General features: G+C 37.4%; 22 protein-coding genes. 18 read left to right on the top strand and 4 right to left on the bottom strand.

The genetic code is table 11. The annotated features are described in order from the left end of the window. Positions 1-255 precede the first annotated feature (255 nt). A complete protein-coding gene (locus MHB58_RS19965) occupies positions 256-480 on the top strand; it encodes a hypothetical protein (protein ID WP_065217695.1) in 225 nt (74 codons plus the stop codon). Between the two features lie 142 nt (positions 481-622). Here the strand turns inward: MHB58_RS19965 and MHB58_RS19960 are convergent, their stop codons facing one another. Then, entirely contained in the window at positions 623-1,210 is a 588-nt protein-coding gene (locus tag MHB58_RS19960) for a hypothetical protein (RefSeq protein WP_014822377.1), read from the bottom strand. 340 nt (positions 1,211-1,550) lie between these two features. Between MHB58_RS19960 and MHB58_RS19955 the strand changes: the two genes are divergently transcribed. The 8 genes from MHB58_RS19955 to MHB58_RS19920 all read left to right on the top strand — a co-directional run bounded on the left by MHB58_RS19955 (position 1,551) and on the right by MHB58_RS19920 (position 8,688). Continuing rightward, positions 1,551-1,973 (top strand): organic hydroperoxide resistance protein, encoded by a 423-nt coding sequence (locus MHB58_RS19955; protein ID WP_340735866.1) that lies wholly within the window; start codon positions 1,551-1,553, stop codon positions 1,971-1,973. 385 nt (positions 1,974-2,358) lie between these two features. After that, complete coding sequence (locus tag MHB58_RS19950) at positions 2,359-3,567, top strand: glycosyltransferase (RefSeq protein ID WP_340735865.1); 1,209 nt, start codon at positions 2,359-2,361, stop codon at positions 3,565-3,567. Beyond that, positions 3,533-4,276 (top strand): HAD-IIB family hydrolase, encoded by a 744-nt coding sequence (locus MHB58_RS19945; RefSeq protein ID WP_340735864.1) that lies wholly within the window; start codon positions 3,533-3,535, stop codon positions 4,274-4,276. The genes MHB58_RS19950 and MHB58_RS19945 overlap by 35 nt, the downstream gene beginning before the upstream one ends. A 162-nt stretch (positions 4,277-4,438) precedes the next feature. After that, complete coding sequence (locus MHB58_RS19940) at positions 4,439-4,777, top strand: CotD family spore coat protein (protein WP_008407064.1); 339 nt, start codon at positions 4,439-4,441, stop codon at positions 4,775-4,777. Between the two features lie 173 nt (positions 4,778-4,950). Next, positions 4,951-6,033 (top strand): type III polyketide synthase, encoded by a 1,083-nt coding sequence (locus MHB58_RS19935; RefSeq protein WP_041865669.1) that lies wholly within the window; start codon positions 4,951-4,953, stop codon positions 6,031-6,033. Between the two features lies 1 nt (position 6,034). Next, on the top strand, positions 6,035-6,577 hold the full coding sequence (locus tag MHB58_RS19930; protein WP_445683162.1) for an isoprenylcysteine carboxyl methyltransferase family protein: 543 nt from the start codon (positions 6,035-6,037) through the stop codon (positions 6,575-6,577). Positions 6,578-6,743: 166 nt separating this feature from the next. Beyond that, a complete protein-coding gene (locus MHB58_RS19925; protein ID WP_008407061.1) occupies positions 6,744-7,883 on the top strand; it encodes a zinc-dependent alcohol dehydrogenase in 1,140 nt (379 codons plus the stop codon). 163 nt (positions 7,884-8,046) lie between these two features. Beyond that, positions 8,047-8,688 carry a peptidylprolyl isomerase gene (locus MHB58_RS19920; RefSeq protein ID WP_014822382.1) on the top strand — a complete coding sequence of 214 codons (642 nt, stop codon included), beginning with the start codon at positions 8,047-8,049 and terminating at the stop codon, positions 8,686-8,688. A 26-nt stretch (positions 8,689-8,714) separates the two neighbouring features. Here MHB58_RS19920 and MHB58_RS19915 read toward each other — a convergent pair whose 3' ends face one another. Beyond that, on the bottom strand, positions 8,715-9,467 hold the full coding sequence (locus MHB58_RS19915; RefSeq protein ID WP_340735862.1) for a DUF2268 domain-containing protein: 753 nt from the start codon (positions 9,465-9,467) through the stop codon (positions 8,715-8,717). A 100-nt stretch (positions 9,468-9,567) separates the two neighbouring features. Here MHB58_RS19915 and MHB58_RS19910 point away from each other — a divergent pair, with 100 nt between their 5' ends. Further along, the gene (locus MHB58_RS19910; RefSeq protein ID WP_014822384.1) at positions 9,568-9,813 is read left to right on the top strand and encodes a hypothetical protein; all 246 of its coding nucleotides are present in this window, start codon (positions 9,568-9,570) and stop codon (positions 9,811-9,813) included. 53 nt (positions 9,814-9,866) lie between these two features. Here the strand turns inward: MHB58_RS19910 and MHB58_RS19905 are convergent, their stop codons facing one another. Then, positions 9,867-10,712, bottom strand: a complete 846-nt coding sequence (locus MHB58_RS19905) for a DegV family protein (protein ID WP_065217689.1) — start codon at positions 10,710-10,712, stop codon at positions 9,867-9,869. Positions 10,713-11,229: 517 nt separating this feature from the next. Between MHB58_RS19905 and mqo the strand changes: the two genes are divergently transcribed. From mqo to MHB58_RS19865, 8 genes are all read left to right on the top strand, one after another. Further along, complete coding sequence (gene mqo, locus MHB58_RS19900; RefSeq protein WP_014822386.1) at positions 11,230-12,714, top strand: malate dehydrogenase (quinone); 1,485 nt, start codon at positions 11,230-11,232, stop codon at positions 12,712-12,714. A gap of 101 nt (positions 12,715-12,815) precedes the next feature. Further along, the gene (locus MHB58_RS19895; protein WP_014822387.1) at positions 12,816-13,295 is read left to right on the top strand and encodes a methylated-DNA--[protein]-cysteine S-methyltransferase; all 480 of its coding nucleotides are present in this window, start codon (positions 12,816-12,818) and stop codon (positions 13,293-13,295) included. A gap of 45 nt (positions 13,296-13,340) precedes the next feature. Beyond that, the gene (locus MHB58_RS19890; RefSeq protein ID WP_014822388.1) at positions 13,341-13,946 is read left to right on the top strand and encodes a class I SAM-dependent methyltransferase; all 606 of its coding nucleotides are present in this window, start codon (positions 13,341-13,343) and stop codon (positions 13,944-13,946) included. 242 nt (positions 13,947-14,188) lie between these two features. After that, positions 14,189-15,400 carry an ABC transporter substrate-binding protein gene (locus MHB58_RS19885; RefSeq protein ID WP_014822389.1) on the top strand — a complete coding sequence of 404 codons (1,212 nt, stop codon included), beginning with the start codon at positions 14,189-14,191 and terminating at the stop codon, positions 15,398-15,400. Positions 15,401-15,477: 77 nt separating this feature from the next. After that, complete coding sequence (locus MHB58_RS19880) at positions 15,478-16,353, top strand: branched-chain amino acid ABC transporter permease (protein ID WP_008407046.1); 876 nt, start codon at positions 15,478-15,480, stop codon at positions 16,351-16,353. A 9-nt stretch (positions 16,354-16,362) separates the two neighbouring features. Beyond that, positions 16,363-17,301 carry a branched-chain amino acid ABC transporter permease gene (locus MHB58_RS19875; RefSeq protein WP_014822390.1) on the top strand — a complete coding sequence of 313 codons (939 nt, stop codon included), beginning with the start codon at positions 16,363-16,365 and terminating at the stop codon, positions 17,299-17,301. Continuing rightward, a complete protein-coding gene (locus MHB58_RS19870) occupies positions 17,298-18,074 on the top strand; it encodes an ABC transporter ATP-binding protein (RefSeq protein ID WP_008407042.1) in 777 nt (258 codons plus the stop codon). The genes MHB58_RS19875 and MHB58_RS19870 overlap by 4 nt, the downstream gene beginning before the upstream one ends. A gap of 1 nt (position 18,075) precedes the next feature. Further along, the gene (locus MHB58_RS19865; protein ID WP_008407040.1) at positions 18,076-18,783 is read left to right on the top strand and encodes an ABC transporter ATP-binding protein; all 708 of its coding nucleotides are present in this window, start codon (positions 18,076-18,078) and stop codon (positions 18,781-18,783) included. A gap of 107 nt (positions 18,784-18,890) precedes the next feature. On the opposite strand, the gene rluF is transcribed toward MHB58_RS19865, so the two are convergent. Then, a complete protein-coding gene (gene rluF / locus MHB58_RS19860; protein ID WP_014822391.1) occupies positions 18,891-19,595 on the bottom strand; it encodes a 23S rRNA pseudouridine(2604) synthase RluF in 705 nt (234 codons plus the stop codon). Positions 19,596-19,777 lie beyond the last annotated feature (182 nt).

The following is a 19,777-nucleotide window of genomic DNA, read 5'->3' as shown; positions in this document are numbered from 1 at the left end:
CTGTATTTTCCAAAAGATTGATAAATAGTATCAGTATGGTAAATATAGGGTAAATCTATCTTCCTAGTAATTTGGTAAAATAGTAGAACTTTCATACGAGAGATAAAAAAAGGTGGGAACTAATTCACTAATTTGGGAAAGGAGATTGTATATATTTTTAATAAAAGGAAGTAAGAGTGGTTAAACTTTAAAATGAAAAGTATAAAGGGGAAAAGATTTTTATACTTTTCAAATAAAAATCAATGGAGGATGGCTATGTCAAATATGGATTTTAAACGCAACTATGCAAAAGCAAGTCGTAAGCAAAGTGCGAATAAGCTAGAAGTAAATCAAAATCGTAAAAACTCCAAGCAAGAAGAGTTTGTATCAGAACTTGATTTTATTTTTAATGCAGCTCCAGCAAAAGAAAGCAATGTTCCTGCTAAAAGAAATAAAACAGGCATGAACGAGGCTGAAAGTGAACGAACTGCCTGGAACTAATTTATATTTGACATCTATTTTGTACATTGAATTAAAGAACTAAGGCATAAGCCTTGGTTCTTTTTTATTGAAAGTTACTTTTCATATTGCAAACAGGTTATATCATTTAACATTTTGGTTCGGCAATTACAAGCTGATTGATTTAGTAATGATTTTCCTTATTTACCTTCTTTTCATTTTCGTCAATTTCTTTCATGTATTCCTGGTATTCTTTCTCCACTTCCGATGTTGAGGGGAGAATGTGTTCCTTAGATGAGTCGATCCGCTTTCCATAACGAATCATCTTATAAATTATCATCCCGTTATTTGGTTTTCCGTTAAATGTGGTCATTGGAACTGCATCGAATAATACATAATAAAATGCATAAAAAACAAAGCGATCCCAAAATGTTTTATATTCTTCAATCACCCCATTAGCAATTAGAAAATTAATCGTAAGACCGAATACAAGATTGATTAAAATAGGTCCCGAATAAATGCTAATATAGGCAAACTTATTTTCATGTTTTAATTTGTCATACGAAAACCAGCTATAAAAATGATAGCAACTGCGGATATCGAACATACCAAACTTAAAAACTCTACGCCCGGATCCGATCGTTACTCTTGGTTTAATTACTCCGAAAAGCCAACTGACTATTACGTATCCCATCTCCCGAATAAATACAACAGCAGGCAGGATAATAAATGCAGAAATGACAAGTGAAATGAGATCGGATATGCCAAACATATTACTATCCCCTCCCAACGAATACTTGTAAGTTGATACCCCCGATTATCAATTCAAAACATAAGCAATCGCTTGATTAACAACACTTGCATCCAATTTGTTTGGGGAAAAAATAGTATAGAGAAATAGTAAAAAAGTATTGGACTGTATAAATCCAATAAAGAAATACAAGCCCTCATCACGCATTTTGGCGATTATATCGACCTATAAAAATTTTTTGCTGAATAATTTATTGCTACTTCATCATGAATTTAACAATTAATTAACAAAAACACTTTTGGAAAAAGAAAAAAACGGGTAAGGATAAGTTGTATTTAAAAATGAAAGGTGTGGAAGTGGAATGTCTGAAAAATTATTTACTGCTATTGCAACTGCTTCAGGAGGACGTGAAGGGAAAGTACAGTCGGATGATGGGGTAATTCAATTTGAAACAGCAATGCCAGGAACACCGCGAGCGAAAAAACTTGAAAATGCAACAAACCCGGAACAATTATTTGCTTCAGGTTATGCTGCTTGCTTTGATAGCGCTCTCCAATTAACGGCAAGTAAAGCCCGTATTAAATTCACTTCTGAAGTAACAGCTAATGTCAGCTTATTGAAAGATGAACAAGATCAGGGGTTTAAGCTTGGTGTTGTGCTTCAGGTGAAAGGCACAGATATAGAGCGTGATCAATTAGAAGAACTGGTGCATAAAGCACATGAAGTATGTCCTTACTCAAAAGCAACAAGAGGCAATATTGAGATCACGCTTGAAGTGATTTAAATAAAGTGTGCTGGCTTATAAAGATTACCAAATGCAGGTACTTTTAACCTATTTTGAAAAAATAGTGTACTAATAAAGTTTTGTTTTTACTATTTTTTAGAATATTTTGTTTAATTTTTACTGAGTGGGGTACGTATCAATTGAACCTAATTGATAAAATATTAAATTCCAACACCCTTAATCTCTCTTCTAATATTTGCTAGGTAGTGTGAGGGTGTTTAAATCAATTGAGAATAAAGGACAGCATAAGAAGTTATAAATTCTACCTAGCTAATGAAGAGTAATTTTATGAAAAGTTACCATCATTTCATTAAAAATCAGCAAGACAGCAGTAAATTTTTACAGCTATGATTCGCTGCTTAAGAACGAAAGGATGAGATTTCATTTGAGAAAGATATTATTTATTTCCGATCATGGCGACCCTTTAATTCCACTTGGAAGTAAACAAGCAGGTGGACAAAACAATTATGTAAAACATTTAGCCCTGCAGCTTGATGGGCTTGGGTACAGTGTTGATATTGTTACCCATTGGAGTAGTGAACAAAAGCCGGCAGTTGAACAGCTGGGTGAGCGCAGTAAAGTTTACCGCTTTGCAGGTGGTCAAAAAGGCTTTGTTGATAAGCGTCAGATGTTTACTTTACTTCCTCGTTTATACGAAGAAATGACCGAAACACTGGATATAAGCAGCTATGATGTTGTTCATACCCATTACTGGTTATCAGGAGTACTTGCATATAATCTGCAAAAAGAATATTCATTTTACTGGTGCCATACAAATCACTCCCTTGCCATTGCAAAAGAGCAAGGTACAGGCTTTATAGAAAGTAAGCGTAAGCACTTTGAAAAACTAATTATGGAGCAAGCGGATGTAGTTATTGCGACTACTCCAAATGAAAAGCAACAGATTGAAGTTTTTACAAAGAAAAAAAGTGCAGTATCTGTTGTGCCGGTAGGAGTTTCACCAGTGTATCTGACATCCCCTGAGGAAGTGGACCAGTTTGCATTTCCATACTATTTTTATGCCGGCCGTTTAGAAACTTCAAAAGGGATTTTTGATCTTTTAGAAGGATTCAGACATATGCTGAAAAAGTATGATGTCCCGGATAACGTGAAACTGCTTATTGCAGGTGGCTGTCCGGAATCAATTGATATTAAAAACTATTGCCCAAAAAGCGAACCGCTAAAAGAAGCAATTAAAGGAATGGAAGATCGTGTATTATTCCTCGGCCCCAAAAATGAAAAACAGTTAAAGAACCTTTACGGTGGTGCCTTAGCAACCATTATGCCTTCACATTATGAATCATTTGGTATGGTAGCTGCAGAAGCGCAGGCTTGTGGCTGTCCTGTAATTGCGACACATGTAGGCGGACTAAAAGATGTCGTCAAATCCGGAGTGACTGGGCTTCATATACCAAAAGCAAATGTGCAAAAATTGAGCGAAAGCATGGCGTATTTCTTAAAGAGCTCGCCTAAACTATTAAAAATGCGTCGTAATGCAAAACAATATGCAATGAAAGAATTTAACTGGTCTCTCATTTCCCGCAAAGTAAAGGAGCTGTATGAACGAAAAAATGCTTACATTTCCTTACCTTAAACCTCGTGTTTTAGCAACAGATTTAGATAATACGATTGTTAGCGATAAGGTTCCACATACCGATTTGTGGGAAACGCTGGCACTTGAAAACACATCTCTTATATACATTACAGGAAGATACAGGCAGTCTGCGATTGATTTAATTGAACGCGAACAACTGCCAAAGCCGGACATTTTAATATGTGACGTTGGAGCTTCGATCTACCTTGGTCCTTCATATGAGCTTGATAAGGAATGGGCGAGCAATATTAAGCAGGAAGACTTTGAACAGGTTAATACGATTGCAAAATCCATTGACATCGCCAGACAGCCAATTGATACTCCTTGGCGATTGGCCTATTTTGCGAGTGAACTGCAGGTTCAAATACTTAAGAAAGCGATCAAGCAGCATAATTTAGCAGTTGATCTTATTTTTAGCAGTGAAAGAGATGTAGATATTCTCCCTGCAAATATTAATAAAGGTGCTGCTCTGAAATATGTACTTAATAAGTGTAACTATGATGGCGAGGTAGTTGTAGCGGGGGATTCGGAAAATGATCTCAGTCTTTTCAATCTCGGCTATCCTGCAATTGCAGTTGGAAACGCATGTGACGCCATATTAGCAATATCGCAAAATGACCATATTCATTATGCAAAAGGGCACGCATCAGCCGGTGTAAAAGAAATATGGGAAAAACTTTACACGCCATTATCACAAAAGATTCAATAGGTTTTTACTAGACAAATATTTTTTGACTTTACTTCACTATTTTTGCAGATTACAGCCTATTCTTTAAAATTTGTTTCTAAACAATAGGCAAGTAAATAGGTTATTCCGAATTCCTTTCATACGTTAGTAAAGATACATCAAGATGAAGGAAGGAGGATAAAATTGGTTAATAGAAACTGGTTTAATTCTTTTAATGATGAAAGAGGTCAATCGTTTTTCAATAATGCACAGCAATTACCAACGCAAACAGGACCAACTCAGTATGCATCACCGCAAGTATCGCCAACGAGACAATATGTTCAAAGAAATATATCGAACACGGTGGTGCCACACGTTCATCCATCACATTTAACAACGGTCAACCAACATTATATTAACAACCAACACTATTTCCCTCATACACAATCTGTTGTGAATGAGTGTTTCGAAACTAATACAATGTGTGGAACACCGTTTAGACCACATGGTGACTGTGGTTGTTCAAAACGAAGAGGCTGGTAGTCGTTCTTCAACAATTGCATCTAAAAATTAATAAAAAAGATAATAGCACCGTCCTGTTAATGGATAGTGCTATTATTCATGAAAAATAACATAAATATTCCATCTATTTCTGTATATTTTTTTGGTTTTATCAATACATTGAAAGAAAATAACTCATATAAGGAGAAATTACTATTCCAAAAATCGCTTCAGTAAGTACGCATACACCGCCTTTTTCATTAGCTCAGTCGAATATTGAGCAATTGACGAAAGAGCTTTTCCAACATAAAATTCCAAAGTTAGAACGGTTATTAAAAGTTTTTGAGAATGGTGAAATAAAAACAAGAAATTTATGTGTTTCACCTGACTGGTATCGTGAAGATCATACATTTGAAGAACGCAATGAACTTTATATAAAACTGGCTACTGAGTATAGTGTTGAAGTCATTCAAAAATGTTTAACAAATCGTACCTTTTTACAACAGGACATCTCTACTGAAGATATAGATGCTATTATTTTTATTAGTAGTACAGGCATTTCAACACCAAGTATTGATGCACGTGTTATGAATATTCTACCTTTTTCAAATGAACTAGTCAGAATCCCGTTATGGGGGCTAGGCTGTGCAGGGGGAGCGGCAGGTATTAGTAGGGCTTCTGACTATTGCAAAGCGCACCCAAAGGCAAAGGTACTTGTCGTTTGTGTGGAACTATGCAGCCTTACATTCCAAAAAGATGATTATTCTAAAAGTAATCTCGTAGGTACTTCATTATTTGCTGATGGAGCGGCTTGTGCCCTCGTGTGCGGCGATGATGTTGAGCTAGAGCAAAATGTACCAATCCCCTATATTAAGGGAAGTGGCTCAAAGTGGATGCCGGATTCTGAAGATGTAATGGGCTGGGATGTAAAAAATAGCGGTTTGCATGTAGTATTTTCAAAAAGCATACCGGTCATTATTTCAAAGTGGCTTGGACCATTTATCCATGAGTTTTTAAATAAGTACGATGTTTTACCTGAACAAATTGTAAACTTTGTAGCACATCCTGGTGGAAAAAAAGTATTGCAAGCATACGAGGAAACACTGAATTTAACAACGGAACATACAGATGTTTCACGTGAAATACTTCAAAAAAATGGAAACATGTCTTCTCCTACAGTTCTGTATGTTTTGGAGCAATTTATGTTAAATGAAAAAAGAGCGGATACTTTAGGTTTATTAGTTGCTCTAGGGCCAGGTTTTAGCGGAGAAGTCGTATTATTGGAATGGAGGGAGTAAGCTGATTTTTTATATTGTACTAGCTTTTGTAATTATTCAAAGATTAGTAGAGCTGGTTATAGCAAAAAGAAATGAAAAATTAATGCTTGCTAAAGGAGCATATGAAGTAGGTGCCTCTCATTATCCATTCATGATTGTACTGCATACTGGCTTTTTTGTAAGCCTTCTTATTGAAGTCTTATTTTTCAGTGGACAGTTTGCGCCGCATTATATATGGCTCATTTTATTTTTATTGTTGCAGATGTTAAGAGTATGGTGTCTAGTTTCATTAGGATCTTTCTGGAATACAAAAATTATTATTTTACCAGGAGCAAATGTAGTAGCGAAGGGGCCGTATTCTTTTATCCGTCACCCAAACTATTTGGTTGTATGTTTAGAGATTGCTGTATTGCCACTTATGTTCCAGGCATATTTTACAGCTATCTGTTTCACAATTTTAAATTTCATTATCCTTTCTATTCGTATTCCACTGGAGGAAAAAGCGTTAAAAGAAGGGACGAACTATACTGCCTATTTGGAACGTAATAATGTTAAGCAGCCATAAATAAAAACACTGAGCCTTTTATTTAAGGATCAGTGTTTTTTTTAGCTGTAAATAGAATACACAATGGCAGTTTTTATGTATATTTTCTTATCTGGAGGGTATATAACTTACAGAATGACTTTACCGAAGTTTAATTCTAATACTTTATCCAACAGGAGGGGTCTTATTGAAAGCAGTAACATATCAAGGTGCCAAAAAAGTAGAAGTAAAAGAAGTTCCGGATGCAAAAATTGAAAAGCCAGATGACATTATTGTACGTATTACCTCAACGGCAATTTGCGGGTCAGATCTCCATATTTATCGCGGGGCTGTTCCGGCACGAGAAGATTTTGTTATTGGACATGAACCTATGGGAATCGTGGAAGAAGTCGGACCTGATGTGACAAAAGTTAAAAAAGGGGACCGCGTTGTTATTCCTTTTAATGTTGCTTGCGGAGAATGCTTTTACTGTCAAAATCAATTGGAAAGCCAATGTGACAATGCCAACGAAAATCCGGCGATTGATTCGGGTGCCTATTTTGGATATACAGAGCGCTATGGTAACTTCCCGGGAGGACAGGCAGAATACTTGCGTGTACCGTACGGGAACTTCATACCATTTAAAGTACCTGACAACTGTGAACTAGAAGATGAGGCATTGCTGTTTATATCTGATGTATTGCCGACTGCCTATTGGAGTGTGGAACATTCGGGAGTTAAAAAGGGAGATACGGTTATTGTATTAGGCTCTGGCCCCATCGGCTTAATGGTACAAAAATTCGCATGGATGAAAGGTGCGAAGCGTGTAATGGTAGTAGACCCTTTAAACTATCGTTTAGAACATGCAAAACGTACAAACAATGTAGAAATATTTAACTTTGATGATTTCGATGATGTAGGAAATCATCTTCATGAGCTTACACATGGAGGTGCCGATGTAGTAATCGACTGTGTAGGTATGGATGGTAAAATGTCCCTTGTAGAAAAGGCACAGCAAAAACTAAAGCTTCAAGGTGGAACATTGAGTGCGATTGATGTTGGAATTAAGGCTGTCAGAAAATTTGGTACAATTCAGCTGACAGGTGTATATGGTTCAAAATACAATATGTTCCCATTAGGCAATATTTTCGAGCGCAATGTAACAGTGAAAACGGGACAAGCACCGGCTATTCATTATAGTCCAATGCTTTATGAAATGGTTGCTGAAGGGAAGATTGATCCAACAGAAATCATTACCCATAAAGTGCCGCTGTCTGAGGCTAGTGAGGCATATAAGAAATTCCATGACCATGAAGATCAAAGTATTAAATTTATTTTAAAACCATAGTTTTTTCTGTCGAATTTAAATAAAAGCATTTTATATAACATCTAAAACCTTGCAGCTGCAAAGTTTTAGATGTTTTTTAATGAAAACGCTGCTCCCAATTGATGCTCTAATATATATATCCGTAGTATGATGGAATTAAGTTGGAAAAAGGAGATGAATGTGAATGAAGAAGTATTATCAAATAGTTTTATTTACCGTGCTAATCGTCATTTTAGCTGCATGCGGTAAGGAAACGGCGGAAAACAAAGAACAGGAAACCACTGTAAATTATGCTGAAGAAGTTACAGAAAATCCAATTGTTACGATCACAATGGAAAATGATGAAAAGATCGTTATTGAGCTAGAGCCAAAAACAGCTCCTAATACAGTGGCCAATTTTATCTCCCTTGTAGAAGATGGGTTTTATGATGGATTAATTTTCCATCGTGTCATTCCCGGTTTCATGATCCAAGGTGGAGACCCGGATGGTACAGGTATGGGTGGACCTGATTATGCAATTAAAGGGGAATTTACCTCAAACGGATTTGAAAATACGTTAACACATGAGCGAGGTGTAATCTCGATGGCTCGTTCCCAAGATCCGGATTCGGCGGGCTCACAATTCTTTATAATGACGGAGCAAGCAACGCATTTGGATGGTGACTATGCAGCATTCGGCAAGGTAACTGAAGGAATGGAAACAGTCGATGAGATTGTTGCTGCTGAACGCGCGGAAAATGATAAACCGCTGGAAGATCAAAAGATAAAAACAGTTGAAGTTGACACGAAAGGCTTTGATTATCCGGAGCCAGTCGTTCAAAAATAAATATGTAAGGGAGCAACCGTAAATAATTATTCGGTTGCTCCCTTTTTCCATCCTGCACCCTCTAATAAATAAAGTGAAGGCATGGAGAGGAGTTGTTTTACATCATAAGGACCTTTCTTTTGTAAAAAGGCTTCAACTAATCGATACCCGGTACAATACCCAATCCAAGGGGGTAAATTTAATGCCGAGTCCCCGAATAAAAAGGCTTGATGTTCATGCAAACCTGACACATGCAATGCTTGGGTGAAATGAGTATCCCAATAACTTAATACTTCCTCCATGGAATACCGTTTCGTCCATGAACTTAATGCATACTCTCCATATAAGCTTTCCACCGCATGCTCGGCCAGTCCCTCCATAAGCAATGAGTCAAGTAATGTAGGGGGTTCTATTAAAAACCTGCGCCTGCAAATATGATGATATTCATGGGTAAACAGTGCATGAAGTTCTTTTATTGTGACGCGAGGGGATACATACAAACAAATGCCATTAGGATAGGCAACACCATTTTTTACAAATCCGTTTTTTATTGGCAAAATGGCAACAGGTATATCCGGACCGTTCCATAAAAGTATTAATTCCTCTAAAAGTCTTTTTGATATTTGCCAAACATCCAATGTTAAGCGGAGTTCCTCATGTTGAAGCAGCCCCTGCTGTAAAAGTTCAAATTGAACGGCCTCAGGTGGAAATCGAGGGAAAATGGATTGGATGATTGGATAGGCTGCCAGCTCACGATGCTCCGTTTTTTCAAACAATAATTTTGTGTCCAGAATGGGCATAATTTTCTCCTTTTTCTTAGTGTATGAATTAGACGAAGCGCTCGTATGTGCGAATTGCTTGAACATATAGTAGAAAAAAGTAAGGAAAGGAGTGAAATAGATGCATCCAAAAGAGGCGTATGATTTATGCTGCAAATATCAAGGGAAGCGGGTAAGGATTACAGATAATCAAGGTAATCTGCATGTAGGCAGAATTACACAAGTCGATAATCGCCAAGTATGGATTATGCCCGATAGAAATGGTTATGGTATTGGATTTTGGGGCTTTGGCGGGGCTGGATTTGGTTATGGCATTGCTTTAGGAGCGATTACCGGTATTGCACTTGCAGGGCTTTTTTTCATTTAAGTAAAAAAAGCTGTCTAGAAAGTAATTTTCTAGGCAGCTTTTACAATGTATACTTATTGTCCCGTAAAGAAAATAGCAATTGTGCCTCGACCGACATGTGCACCGATCACCGCACCAATTGTTGTGGTTTCAATTGCCTTCGGGTGTAATGAATCTGCAATTGCGGCTTTTATTTCTAGCATTAATTCCTCATCATTACTGTGGGAAATACCGACAACTTTATTCGAAAAGTCTCCTCCACGTTCTTTCATAAGGGCAATCATACGTTGGGTAGCCTTTTTAAATCCACGTGTTTTTTCTATTGGTACAAGCTTACCATCATCCATATTTAAAATAGGCTTAATATTAAGTAATCCACCCATAAAAGCACTCGCTTTTGATACACGACCGCCTTTTGCTAAGTGGTTTAAATCGCCAACTGTAAATAGATGTTCCATTGAATTAGCCATTGTTGTTAGTTTTTCAACGGCTTCATTAAACTCAATGCCAAATTTATTTAAACGTACGGCTTCTTTCACAACTAAGCCTTGCCCGAAAGAAGCACATTTCGTATCAATAATTTCTAATTTCAAGTTCGGATAACTTTCTAATACCTGATTTTTTGCTAAAATTGCTGTTTGGCATGTACCAGACAGTTCAGATGAAAAGGCAATATAAACTCCTTCTTCACCGGATTTTGCTAATTCTTCAAAAGCGTTGATAAATACTTCTAATGAAACTTGTGATGTTTTAAGTTGCTCACCTTCAGCAATTGCCGCGTATACCTGGTCTGTTGTGATGCCAATAATGTCATCATACTCAACACCTTTCACTAACACGCGTAACGGAAAAAGATGTACTTCTTCGTTATCAAAAAATGATTTCGGTAAGTCAGAACCACTATCCGTATAAATTTTCATAAACATCCCCCTTATCTCACTCAGATTTTAGTTTAATTTAAATTATGAACTATTTACATTTGTCATGTTTTTCCTATGATAACTGTATTTATTATATAGTTTATGCACAGAGCGATGCCTACTATTCTTACAAAATATTGACGATATTTCAAGTTGATATTTATAGAAATTCCATTTAATGAAAAGTATAAGCTTCTCATTGTAGCATAACGTAAAATAGACAAAATAGTTAGAAAAAAGTTGTTAGAAAATAAAGAAAACATAAACGAATAATTTTAAGCTTCTACAAAATATGCTCATAAATGTTTAGCCTATTCTCGCAAAAGACAACCTTTTCACTTGCTTGCATTGTCTCGGTTTGTATATATTTTAATCTTTTCACAATTGTGTTACACTACAATAAGGTAATAAATGATATAGAATCAATGGAATCGTCTCCTATAAAGGGTTGTCGATAGTAAAATAGAGCGCTTACATTATTCTAAAAATCTTAATATATATGTAAGGGAAGGTAAAAATGAGTAACAAGCATATCAAATCAGACGTTATCTTAATTGGTGCCGGAATTATGAGTGCTACTTTAGGTACAATGCTTAAAGAATTAGCACCGGATTGGAAGATCAAAGTATTTGAGAACCTAGCTAAAGCGGGTGAAGAGAGCTCTCACGAATTAAATAATGCCGGAACTGGGCATGCTGCTTTATGTGAGCTTAACTACACAAGCGAGAAAAAAGACGGAACAATTGATATTACAAAAGCGATTAACGTTAACACACAATTCCAAGATTCACTACAATTTTGGACACATTTAGTTAACACAAAGCAAATCGAGAAACCTGAAGAATTCATTATGCCATTACCACATATGAGTATGGTACAAGGTGCTAGCAATGTTGAGTATCTTAAAAAGCGTCATGCAGCAATGACAGCAAATCCATTATTCGAAGGTATGGAATTCTCGGATGATCCTGAAACACTAAAACAATGGATTCCTTTAATTATGAATGAACGTAAATCAAGTGAACCAATTGCTGCAACAAAAATCGATTCTGGTACGGATGTTAACTTTGGGGCGTTAACTCGTACGTTAATCACGAACTTACAAAAGCAAGATGTAGATGTAAACTACAACCATAATGTTTTAGATGTAAAACGTTTAAAAGATGGTTCTTGGGAAGTAAAAGTTCATAACAAAGAAAACGGTAAAGTCGAATACCACATTGCGAAATTTGTATTCCTTGGAGCTGGTGGTGGTAGCCTTGAGTTACTCCAAAAATCTGGTATCCCTGAATCAAAACATATCGGTGGATTCCCGATTTCTGGTTTATTCTTAGTGTGTAACAATGAAGAAGTAGTGAATCAACACCACGCAAAAGTATATGGTAAAGCAGCGGTTGGTGCGCCACCGATGTCGGTACCACACTTAGACACTCGTTATATCGATGGTAAAAAATCATTATTATTCGGACCATTCGCAGGCTTCTCTCCGAAGTTCTTAAAAACAGGTTCAAATATGGACTTATTTGCATCGATTAAACCACATAACTTATTAACTTTACTAGCTTGTGGTGTGAAAGAAATGTCGTTGAGCAAATATTTAGTTTCTCAATTAGTTCTTTCAAAAGAAGCACGTATGGAGGAATTACGTCAATTCATTCCAACTGCTAAGTCAGAAGACTGGGAAGTTAGTGTTGCAGGTCAGCGTGTACAAGTAATTAAAGACACAGACGCTGGTAAAGGGACATTACAATTCGGTACTGAAGTTGTAACTGCACACGACGGATCTATCGCAGCATTATTAGGTGCATCTCCAGGTGCTTCTACAGCTGTATCTGTTATGTTAAAAGTAATCAACCAATGCTTCCCAGAAGAGATGAAAGCTTGGGAACCAAAGATTAAGGAAATGATTCCATCTTACGGTGAAAACTTAGTTGAAAATACAGAACTTCTTAAAGAAGTACATGAAACAACAACGAAAGCTTTAGGTTTAAACAAAGCATAATTGTTAATAGAAAGAACCTTTAATCATTGTCGGATTAAAGGTTCTTTTTTTAATAAAGAAATTACGCTATAGTAAATTTGGAGAAGGGAAGGAGGAGTACAATGTATAAATTAGATTATGCTTCACCAATTGGCGTTATTGAGATTGCAGGAACTGAACATTTTATAGCATCGGTATTATTTGCAGAGCGAGAAGAAATTATAAACTTCCCAGCTAATGATACCCCTCAGCTTTTATTGGACTGCAGTACAGAGCTGGATGAATATTTTAAAGGCCGACGCAAAGATTTTTCGATACTTTATAAATTGCAAGGAACAATGTTTCAAACAACGGTATGGCAAGCATTAACAACAGTTCCTTATGGCAAAACCGCTTCCTATAAAGAAATTGCCCAACAGATTGAAAATGAAAAAGCTGTCCGCGCTGTTGGAATGACAAATAGCAAAAATGTGATAAGTATTATCGTCCCATGCCACCGGATTATCGGCAAAAATGGTAAACTTACAGGGTATGCAGGCGGTTTATGGAGAAAACAGTGGCTGCTTGAACATGAGCTTAAATATAGCTTCAATTTAGATTAACGTTATAGAAATATATTTTTTTAAACTAGTTAGTGAGGTGAATGAATGAACGAGCAGCAATATGATCATATGCTAAATATCGAAACAACCGGCTATCAATACGGTTTTCCCAAATTAGCAAAATACCATCGCTATGAACCTACACCCTATAGCGGACTGGAGCAATTATTCGAATCCTACGAGCTACCCCCTAAAGCACATTTTCTGGATATCGGCTGCGGAAAAGGGCGTGTTCCTATTTATATATATCATCGCTTCCATATTCCCGTTATTGGCATTGAAATGGATCAGAAGTTTTTTACAGAAGCGGAACATAATGCAGAGCAATATTTAAAAAAGGTAAAGAAGAAACAAGCACCGATTCAATTTTTGAACATCATCGCCGAGACATATGAAATTAAAAAGCACGATAATGTCTTTTTCTTCTTCAACCCCTTTTCAGTACATGTATTTCGTGAGTTTATAAAGCATGTTATGGATTCCATCACGTTATACCCGCGAATAGTAGATATTATTTTATATTATCCATCCCCTGACTATATGGATTTCCTGCAACAAGAGCAGTCACTACATTGCTATTTAGATATAAAATTACGCCATGAAAAAAATGAAAATGAACGTATCGTCGTTTTTCGTATTCCGAAACAATAAACGGCGTTTTTTTATTATCAGAAAATAGTAGACTGTAAATTTAGAATACATAAAATTAACAGAATAATCATACTAGACTAATAATTAGTATTCGATTACAATACAGAAGTTGGAATAATTGTTTATATTATTCTCGTGGATTTATTCTGAATATTGAAAAATTAGATTGTGCGAATGTAGGGTATTGGTTATAATTATCAGAAATATCTAACATTTGTAGTATGACTAAGGGGGAAATGATGATGACAAATCACAAAAAGACAAAAAAGTATGGTTCATTATTCATGGCAACAGCTTTATTAACAGGGGTGTTAGCTGGTTGTGGTACAGATGACTCTAGTTCTTCTGGATCAGGAGACGGCGGCAATGCAGCTGGCGACACGATTAAAATCGGAGCCAACTTAGAATTATCAGGTGCTGTAGCTTCATACGGATCATCGATTAATGATGGAGCAAAATTGGCGATTGAAGAAATTAATGCAGCAGGCGGTATAGATGGAAAAAAACTGGAGTACATTCCAGTCGACAATAAATCAGAAACAGCGGAAGCAACTTCTGCTGCCATGAAATTAGCAGAACAAGAAAAAGTAGTGGCAATGTTAGCGCCGGCTACTTCAGGGAACTCCGTTGCAACAGTACAAATCGCAAGTCAGCATAAAGTTCCGATGGTGACAGGGTCAGGTACTGCACCAAATGTAACAGTAAACGATGACGGAACAGTAAATGAATATGCATTCCGTACTTGTTTCATCGACCCATTCCAAGGGACGGTAGCAGCAAACTTTGCGACAAATGAACTACAAGCTAAAAATGTGGCAATTTTCGCGGATAATGCTTCAGATTACGCGAAAGGTTTAGCCGCATCATTTAAGGAAACTATTTCTGCAAATGGCGGTTCGGTAGTCGCAGAAGAGGCGTATGTTGCAAAGGACGTAGACTTTAAATCTCAATTAACTAATATTAAAGGGAAAAATCCTGATTTCATTTTCATCCCTGGCTACTATGAAGAAGTAGGGATTATCGTAAAACAAGCACGGGAATTAGGTATTACCGTACCGCTTATGGGTGCTGATGGTTGGGATTCGCCAACACTAATTGAATTAGCGGGTGCTGATGCGTTAAATAATACCTTTATTACTAACCACTACTCATCTGAAGATCCGGATTCAAAAATTCAGGACTTCGTTACAGCATTTAATGATGAGTACAGCAAATCACCGAATGCTTTCCATGCATTAGGTTATGATTCGATTTACTTTATCGTTGATGCGATTAAGCGTGTAGATGGAGACATTACAGGCGAAGCAATTCAAAAGCAGCTTGCATCAACGAAAGATTTAAGCTTAGTAACAGGTACTTTCACAGTTGACGAAAACCACAACCCAGTAAAATCTGCAACAGTTCTAGAATTCGTAGACGGCAAACAACAGTTCAACTCTAAAGTTAATCCTTAATTTTTTACGAGTAAGGGGGGCGGAACTAGCCTCCCTTTTTTTTTCATACATTAATAGAGAAAAAAGGAGTGAACTGTATGGAATGGATCCAACAATTAGTGAATGGTATTTCGCTAGGTAGTATTTATGCACTAATCGCACTAGGCTATACGATGGTATACGGAATTATTAAGCTCATCAACTTTGCCCATGGTGATGTTTTCATGCTTGGTGCTTTTATCGGCTTTTATGCCATTGCACGTTGGGAAATGAATGTCTTTTTAGCCCTTATTATCGCGATGATATTATGTGCCGTTATTGGAGTAATAATCGAGCGTGTCGCCTATAAGCGACTGCGTAATGCAACGCGAATCGCAGCCCTTATTACGGCAATCGGTGTCTCACTGTTAATTGAATATACGGTAATTTTCTTTAGAGGTCCGTCACCAGAGGCGTATCCGTCTGTATTTGCAACGAAAAATATTGAAATTTTCGGTGCACAAATCAGTACACTGGCGATATTCATCTTATCTGTTTCGATTTTCTTAATGATCTTATTACAATTCATTGTTCATAAAACAAAGATCGGTAAAGCAATGCGCGCCGTATCCCATGATGCAGATGCAGCTCGTTTAATGGGCATTAACGTAGATAATACGATTTCAGCCACATTTGCAATTGGTTCCGCACTGGCAGGAGCTGCAGGCGTAATTTTTGGTATTTACTATACACGTATTGATCCGTTAATGGGGATTATGCCTGGTATTAAAGCATTCATTGCCGCTGTGTTAGGTGGTATTGGCATTATTCCGGGGGCAATGGTAGGCGGTCTTGTACTAGGGGTTGTTGAAACAGTTGTTTCGGCACTTGGATATTCATTATGGCGAGATGCAGCCGCATTTGTCATCCTGATTTTAATTCTAATATTACGTCCAGCGGGTATTTTCGGTAAAAATACGCGCGAGAAAGTGTAGGTGAACAGCATGAAAAAATCGAAAATCTTTTGGGGTTATGCCGTCCTAGCACTTGTGATTTATGCAGTTGTTCAATTATTGATTTCCAACGGTGTTATCCAGTTCTACTATCAAAACATGTTCATAGCAATGTGTATTAATGTTATTTTGGCGGTAAGTTTACATGTCATTATCGGGGTTACAGGTCAGTTCTCGATAGGGCATGCAGGTTTTCTAGCTGTCGGAGCTTACATATCGGCTATTTGTACAATGAAATTTGGCATGCCATTTATTACAGCCATTTTAATTGGCGCTATTGTCGCAGCACTTGCCGGATTGCTTGTAGGAATTCCTTCACTTCGTTTAAAAGGCGACTACTTGGCGATTGCTACGCTAGGGTTTGCTGAAATTATTCGAATTGTATTTGTGAATACTGACTATGTAGGTGGTGCAGCAGGCTTGCAAGTTGCCCATCAGTCAACATGGACATATGCCTTTTTTGCGACATTCATTACAATTCTCGTCATCTCGAACTTTACAAATTCTCGTCATGGTCGTGCGTGTATTTCCATACGTGAAGATGAAATTGCGGCTGACGCAATGGGCATTAACACAACCTATTACAAAGTTGTCGCATTTGCAATCGGTTCGTTCTTCGCTGGAGTGGCGGGTGCCATCTATGCCCATAATTATTATATTATTCAGCCGACAGCATTCGGGTTTTTAAAGTCATTTGATATTTTAATATTCGTCGTATTGGGCGGATTAGGCAGTTTATCCGGTTCTGTTATTGCAGCAGTATTACTGACATTCGTCTCTACGTATTTACAGGACTTCCCGGAAACGCGGATGATTATTTACTCACTGATTTTAATATTAGTTATGCTTTATCGACCTACAGGTTTATTAGGTTCAAAAGAGATCACAGCATACTTCAAGTTTGGTAAAAAAGGAGGTACACGCGTATGAGCAGTGCACTTCTAAAAGTAGAAAAGCTAGGTATTCAGTTTGGGGGTTTAAAGGCTGTTCAAAATGTAGAAATGCATTTGAATCAAGGAGAGTTGATAGGTTTAATCGGCCCGAATGGTGCAGGGAAAACAACCACATTTAATATGCTCACAGGGGTATATACACCAACGGAAGGGACAATTATATTCAACGGAAAAGCAATTGGCGGCCTGGATCCATATAAGGTGACACGCCAAGGTATTAGCCGGACATTCCAAAATATTCGCCTATTTAAAGAGTTGTCTGTACTGGATAATGTAAAGGTCGCTAACCATGGTTTGGCAAAACATAATTTAGTTTCGAGCATTTTCAGGTTGCCAAGTCACTTTAAAGGCGAAGAGAAAATGGAACAGGAGTCATTAGCATTCTTGAAAATATTCGGGCTTGATGTATACCGTGACGAGCTTGCGAAAAATTTGCCGTACGGAATGCAGCGACGCCTGGAAATAGCCCGAGCGTTGGCTGCTGCACCAAAGCTATTATTATTGGATGAACCGGCAGCCGGGATGAATGCAAAGGAAACGCATGATTTAATGGAGCTAATTGCTTTTATTCGTAAGGAATTTGATTTAACGATTTTATTGATCGAACATGATATGAACTTAGTTATGGGTATTTGTGAGCGAATCTACGTACTTGACCACGGACAGTTAATTGCCGATGGGACACCTGAAGAAATCCGTTCAAACCCGAAAGTAATTGAGGCTTACTTAGGTGAGGAGGTTACAGAATAATATGCTAATAATTAATGATATCGATGTATTTTATGGTAATATCCAAGCATTGAAAGGAATCTCCCTCGAAGTAAAAGAAGGCGAAATTGTAACACTGATCGGTGCCAATGGAGCAGGGAAAAGTACATTGCTAAAAACAATTTCAGGTTTACTGAAGCCAAAGCGGGGTTCGATTGAATATTTAGGTGCGGCAATCGATGGAAAGCCGGCACAAACGATCGTAAAGGCAGGGCTTTCCCATGTACCGGAAGGACGTCGCGTATTTTCGAACATGACAGTGGAAGAAAATCTGGAATTGGGTGCCTATTTACGGAATGACCGAGAGGCTATAAAAAAGGATTTAAATCATGTGTTTGAGTTGTTCCCTCGTCTGTTGGAACGACGCAAGCAGCTTTCAGGGACTTTATCAGGCGGAGAACAGCAAATGCTTGCGATGGGCCGTGCTTTAATGGCTAAGCCGAAGCTGATCATTATGGATGAGCCATCAATGGGTCTAGCCCCTCTTATGGTAAAAAACATCTTCAACATTATTGAAATGGTCAACAAAGAAGGTGTGACAGTATTGCTTGTAGAGCAAAACGCACATATGGCATTATCGGTTGCCCACCGCGCCTACGTTTTGGAAACAGGCAAAATCGTCCTAACAGGTTCAGCAAAAGAACTGCAGGAGAGCGATGAAGTAAGAGCCGCTTATTTAGGCGGATTATAAAATAACAAGTCCGCTACTTTCCTATCGAAAATAGCGGACTTGTTCTATAAAGACTCTAACAAATACTACCAAATAATGCATTCGTTATCTGGATATTTGAACATTTCTTATTGCTTTGGTGTGTAGTTCAGTAACTGAAATAGTTCATTTCTTTCTTTATCTGTAAGGTCACGCCACTGTCCGACCTTTAAATTGCCGATATGAATATTCATAATACGAATGCGCTGTAATCGCTGTACAGAATAGCCAAGTGCAGAACACATTCGGCGAATTTGGCGATTTAATCCTTGTTCTAAAATAATCTTAAACACTTTAGAAGACACCTTCTCTACTCGACAAGGTAATGTCGTTGTATCTAAAATTTCCACTCCCGAGCTCATATCGTGAATAAATTGATCGGTAATCGGCTTGTCTACCTGTACGACATATTCCTTTTCATGATGGTTTTCTGCTCTTAAAATTTCATTGACGATATCTCCGTCATTTGTAAGAAGCAGTAAACCTTCTGAATCTTTATCCAAACGTCCGATATGGAAAATACGAAGCCGATGATTTACAAAATCCACAACATTTCCTTCAATTTGTTTTTCTGTTGTACTTGTAATCCCAACAGGCTTGTTCAGTACAATGTAAACTAATTCTTCCTGTCTTTTTACAGGCTTACCGTCAACTAATACTTCATCGCCTGTTTCAACTTGGCTGCCGTTTGTCGCAACAACCCCATTGATTTTTACACGGCCATCTTCTACCCATTTATCTGCACCGCGACGGGACACGATGCCGGTTTCTGCTAAAAACTTATTGATTCTCATAATTTTTCACCTACTAATAGAATATCTTCAGTATACAGGAGTCTATCTGTACTTGTAATACTTCGTTCGAAATGACAGTTGATTATCCAATGGATGGATAAACTTATCTTTACTGGAATTTACCCATTTTATACATTTTTATTATAGTAATCTCTTCATTTTCAGTATAACAGAATAGGGAA

Origin of the sequence: Solibacillus sp. FSL K6-1554 (genome assembly GCF_038005185.1) — a bacterium.
Lineage (GTDB): Bacteria > Bacillota > Bacilli > Bacillales_A > Planococcaceae > Solibacillus > Solibacillus silvestris.
The sequence above is the reverse complement of the archived record's forward strand: the minus strand, read 5'-3'. Positions and strand labels throughout refer to the sequence as shown.

Excerpts from the sequence above, each read along its gene's own strand:
- MHB58_RS19885 (WP_014822389.1), top strand. The coding sequence starts at position 14,189 with ATGACAAATCACAAAAAGACAAAAAAGTATGGTTCATTATTCATGGCA.
- MHB58_RS19920 (WP_014822382.1), top strand. The coding sequence starts at position 8,047 with ATGAAGAAGTATTATCAAATAGTTTTATTTACCGTGCTAATCGTCATT.
- MHB58_RS19890 (WP_014822388.1), top strand. The coding sequence starts at position 13,341 with ATGAACGAGCAGCAATATGATCATATGCTAAATATCGAAACAACCGGC.
- MHB58_RS19965 (WP_065217695.1), top strand. The coding sequence starts at position 256 with ATGTCAAATATGGATTTTAAACGCAACTATGCAAAAGCAAGTCGTAAG.
- MHB58_RS19880 (WP_008407046.1), top strand. The coding sequence starts at position 15,478 with ATGGAATGGATCCAACAATTAGTGAATGGTATTTCGCTAGGTAGTATT.
- MHB58_RS19865 (WP_008407040.1), top strand. The coding sequence starts at position 18,076 with ATGCTAATAATTAATGATATCGATGTATTTTATGGTAATATCCAAGCA.
- MHB58_RS19895 (WP_014822387.1), top strand. The coding sequence starts at position 12,816 with ATGTATAAATTAGATTATGCTTCACCAATTGGCGTTATTGAGATTGCA.
- MHB58_RS19955 (WP_340735866.1), top strand. The coding sequence starts at position 1,551 with ATGTCTGAAAAATTATTTACTGCTATTGCAACTGCTTCAGGAGGACGT.
- MHB58_RS19945 (WP_340735864.1), top strand. The coding sequence starts at position 3,533 with ATGAACGAAAAAATGCTTACATTTCCTTACCTTAAACCTCGTGTTTTA.
- mqo (WP_014822386.1), top strand. The coding sequence starts at position 11,230 with ATGAGTAACAAGCATATCAAATCAGACGTTATCTTAATTGGTGCCGGA.
- rluF (WP_014822391.1), bottom strand. The coding sequence starts at position 19,595 with ATGAGAATCAATAAGTTTTTAGCAGAAACCGGCATCGTGTCCCGTCGC.
- MHB58_RS19905 (WP_065217689.1), bottom strand. The coding sequence starts at position 10,712 with ATGAAAATTTATACGGATAGTGGTTCTGACTTACCGAAATCATTTTTT.
- MHB58_RS19960 (WP_014822377.1), bottom strand. The coding sequence starts at position 1,210 with ATGTTTGGCATATCCGATCTCATTTCACTTGTCATTTCTGCATTTATT.
- MHB58_RS19915 (WP_340735862.1), bottom strand. The coding sequence starts at position 9,467 with ATGCCCATTCTGGACACAAAATTATTGTTTGAAAAAACGGAGCATCGT.
- MHB58_RS19870 (WP_008407042.1), top strand. The coding sequence starts at position 17,298 with ATGAGCAGTGCACTTCTAAAAGTAGAAAAGCTAGGTATTCAGTTTGGG.
- MHB58_RS19875 (WP_014822390.1), top strand. The coding sequence starts at position 16,363 with ATGAAAAAATCGAAAATCTTTTGGGGTTATGCCGTCCTAGCACTTGTG.
- MHB58_RS19910 (WP_014822384.1), top strand. The coding sequence starts at position 9,568 with ATGCATCCAAAAGAGGCGTATGATTTATGCTGCAAATATCAAGGGAAG.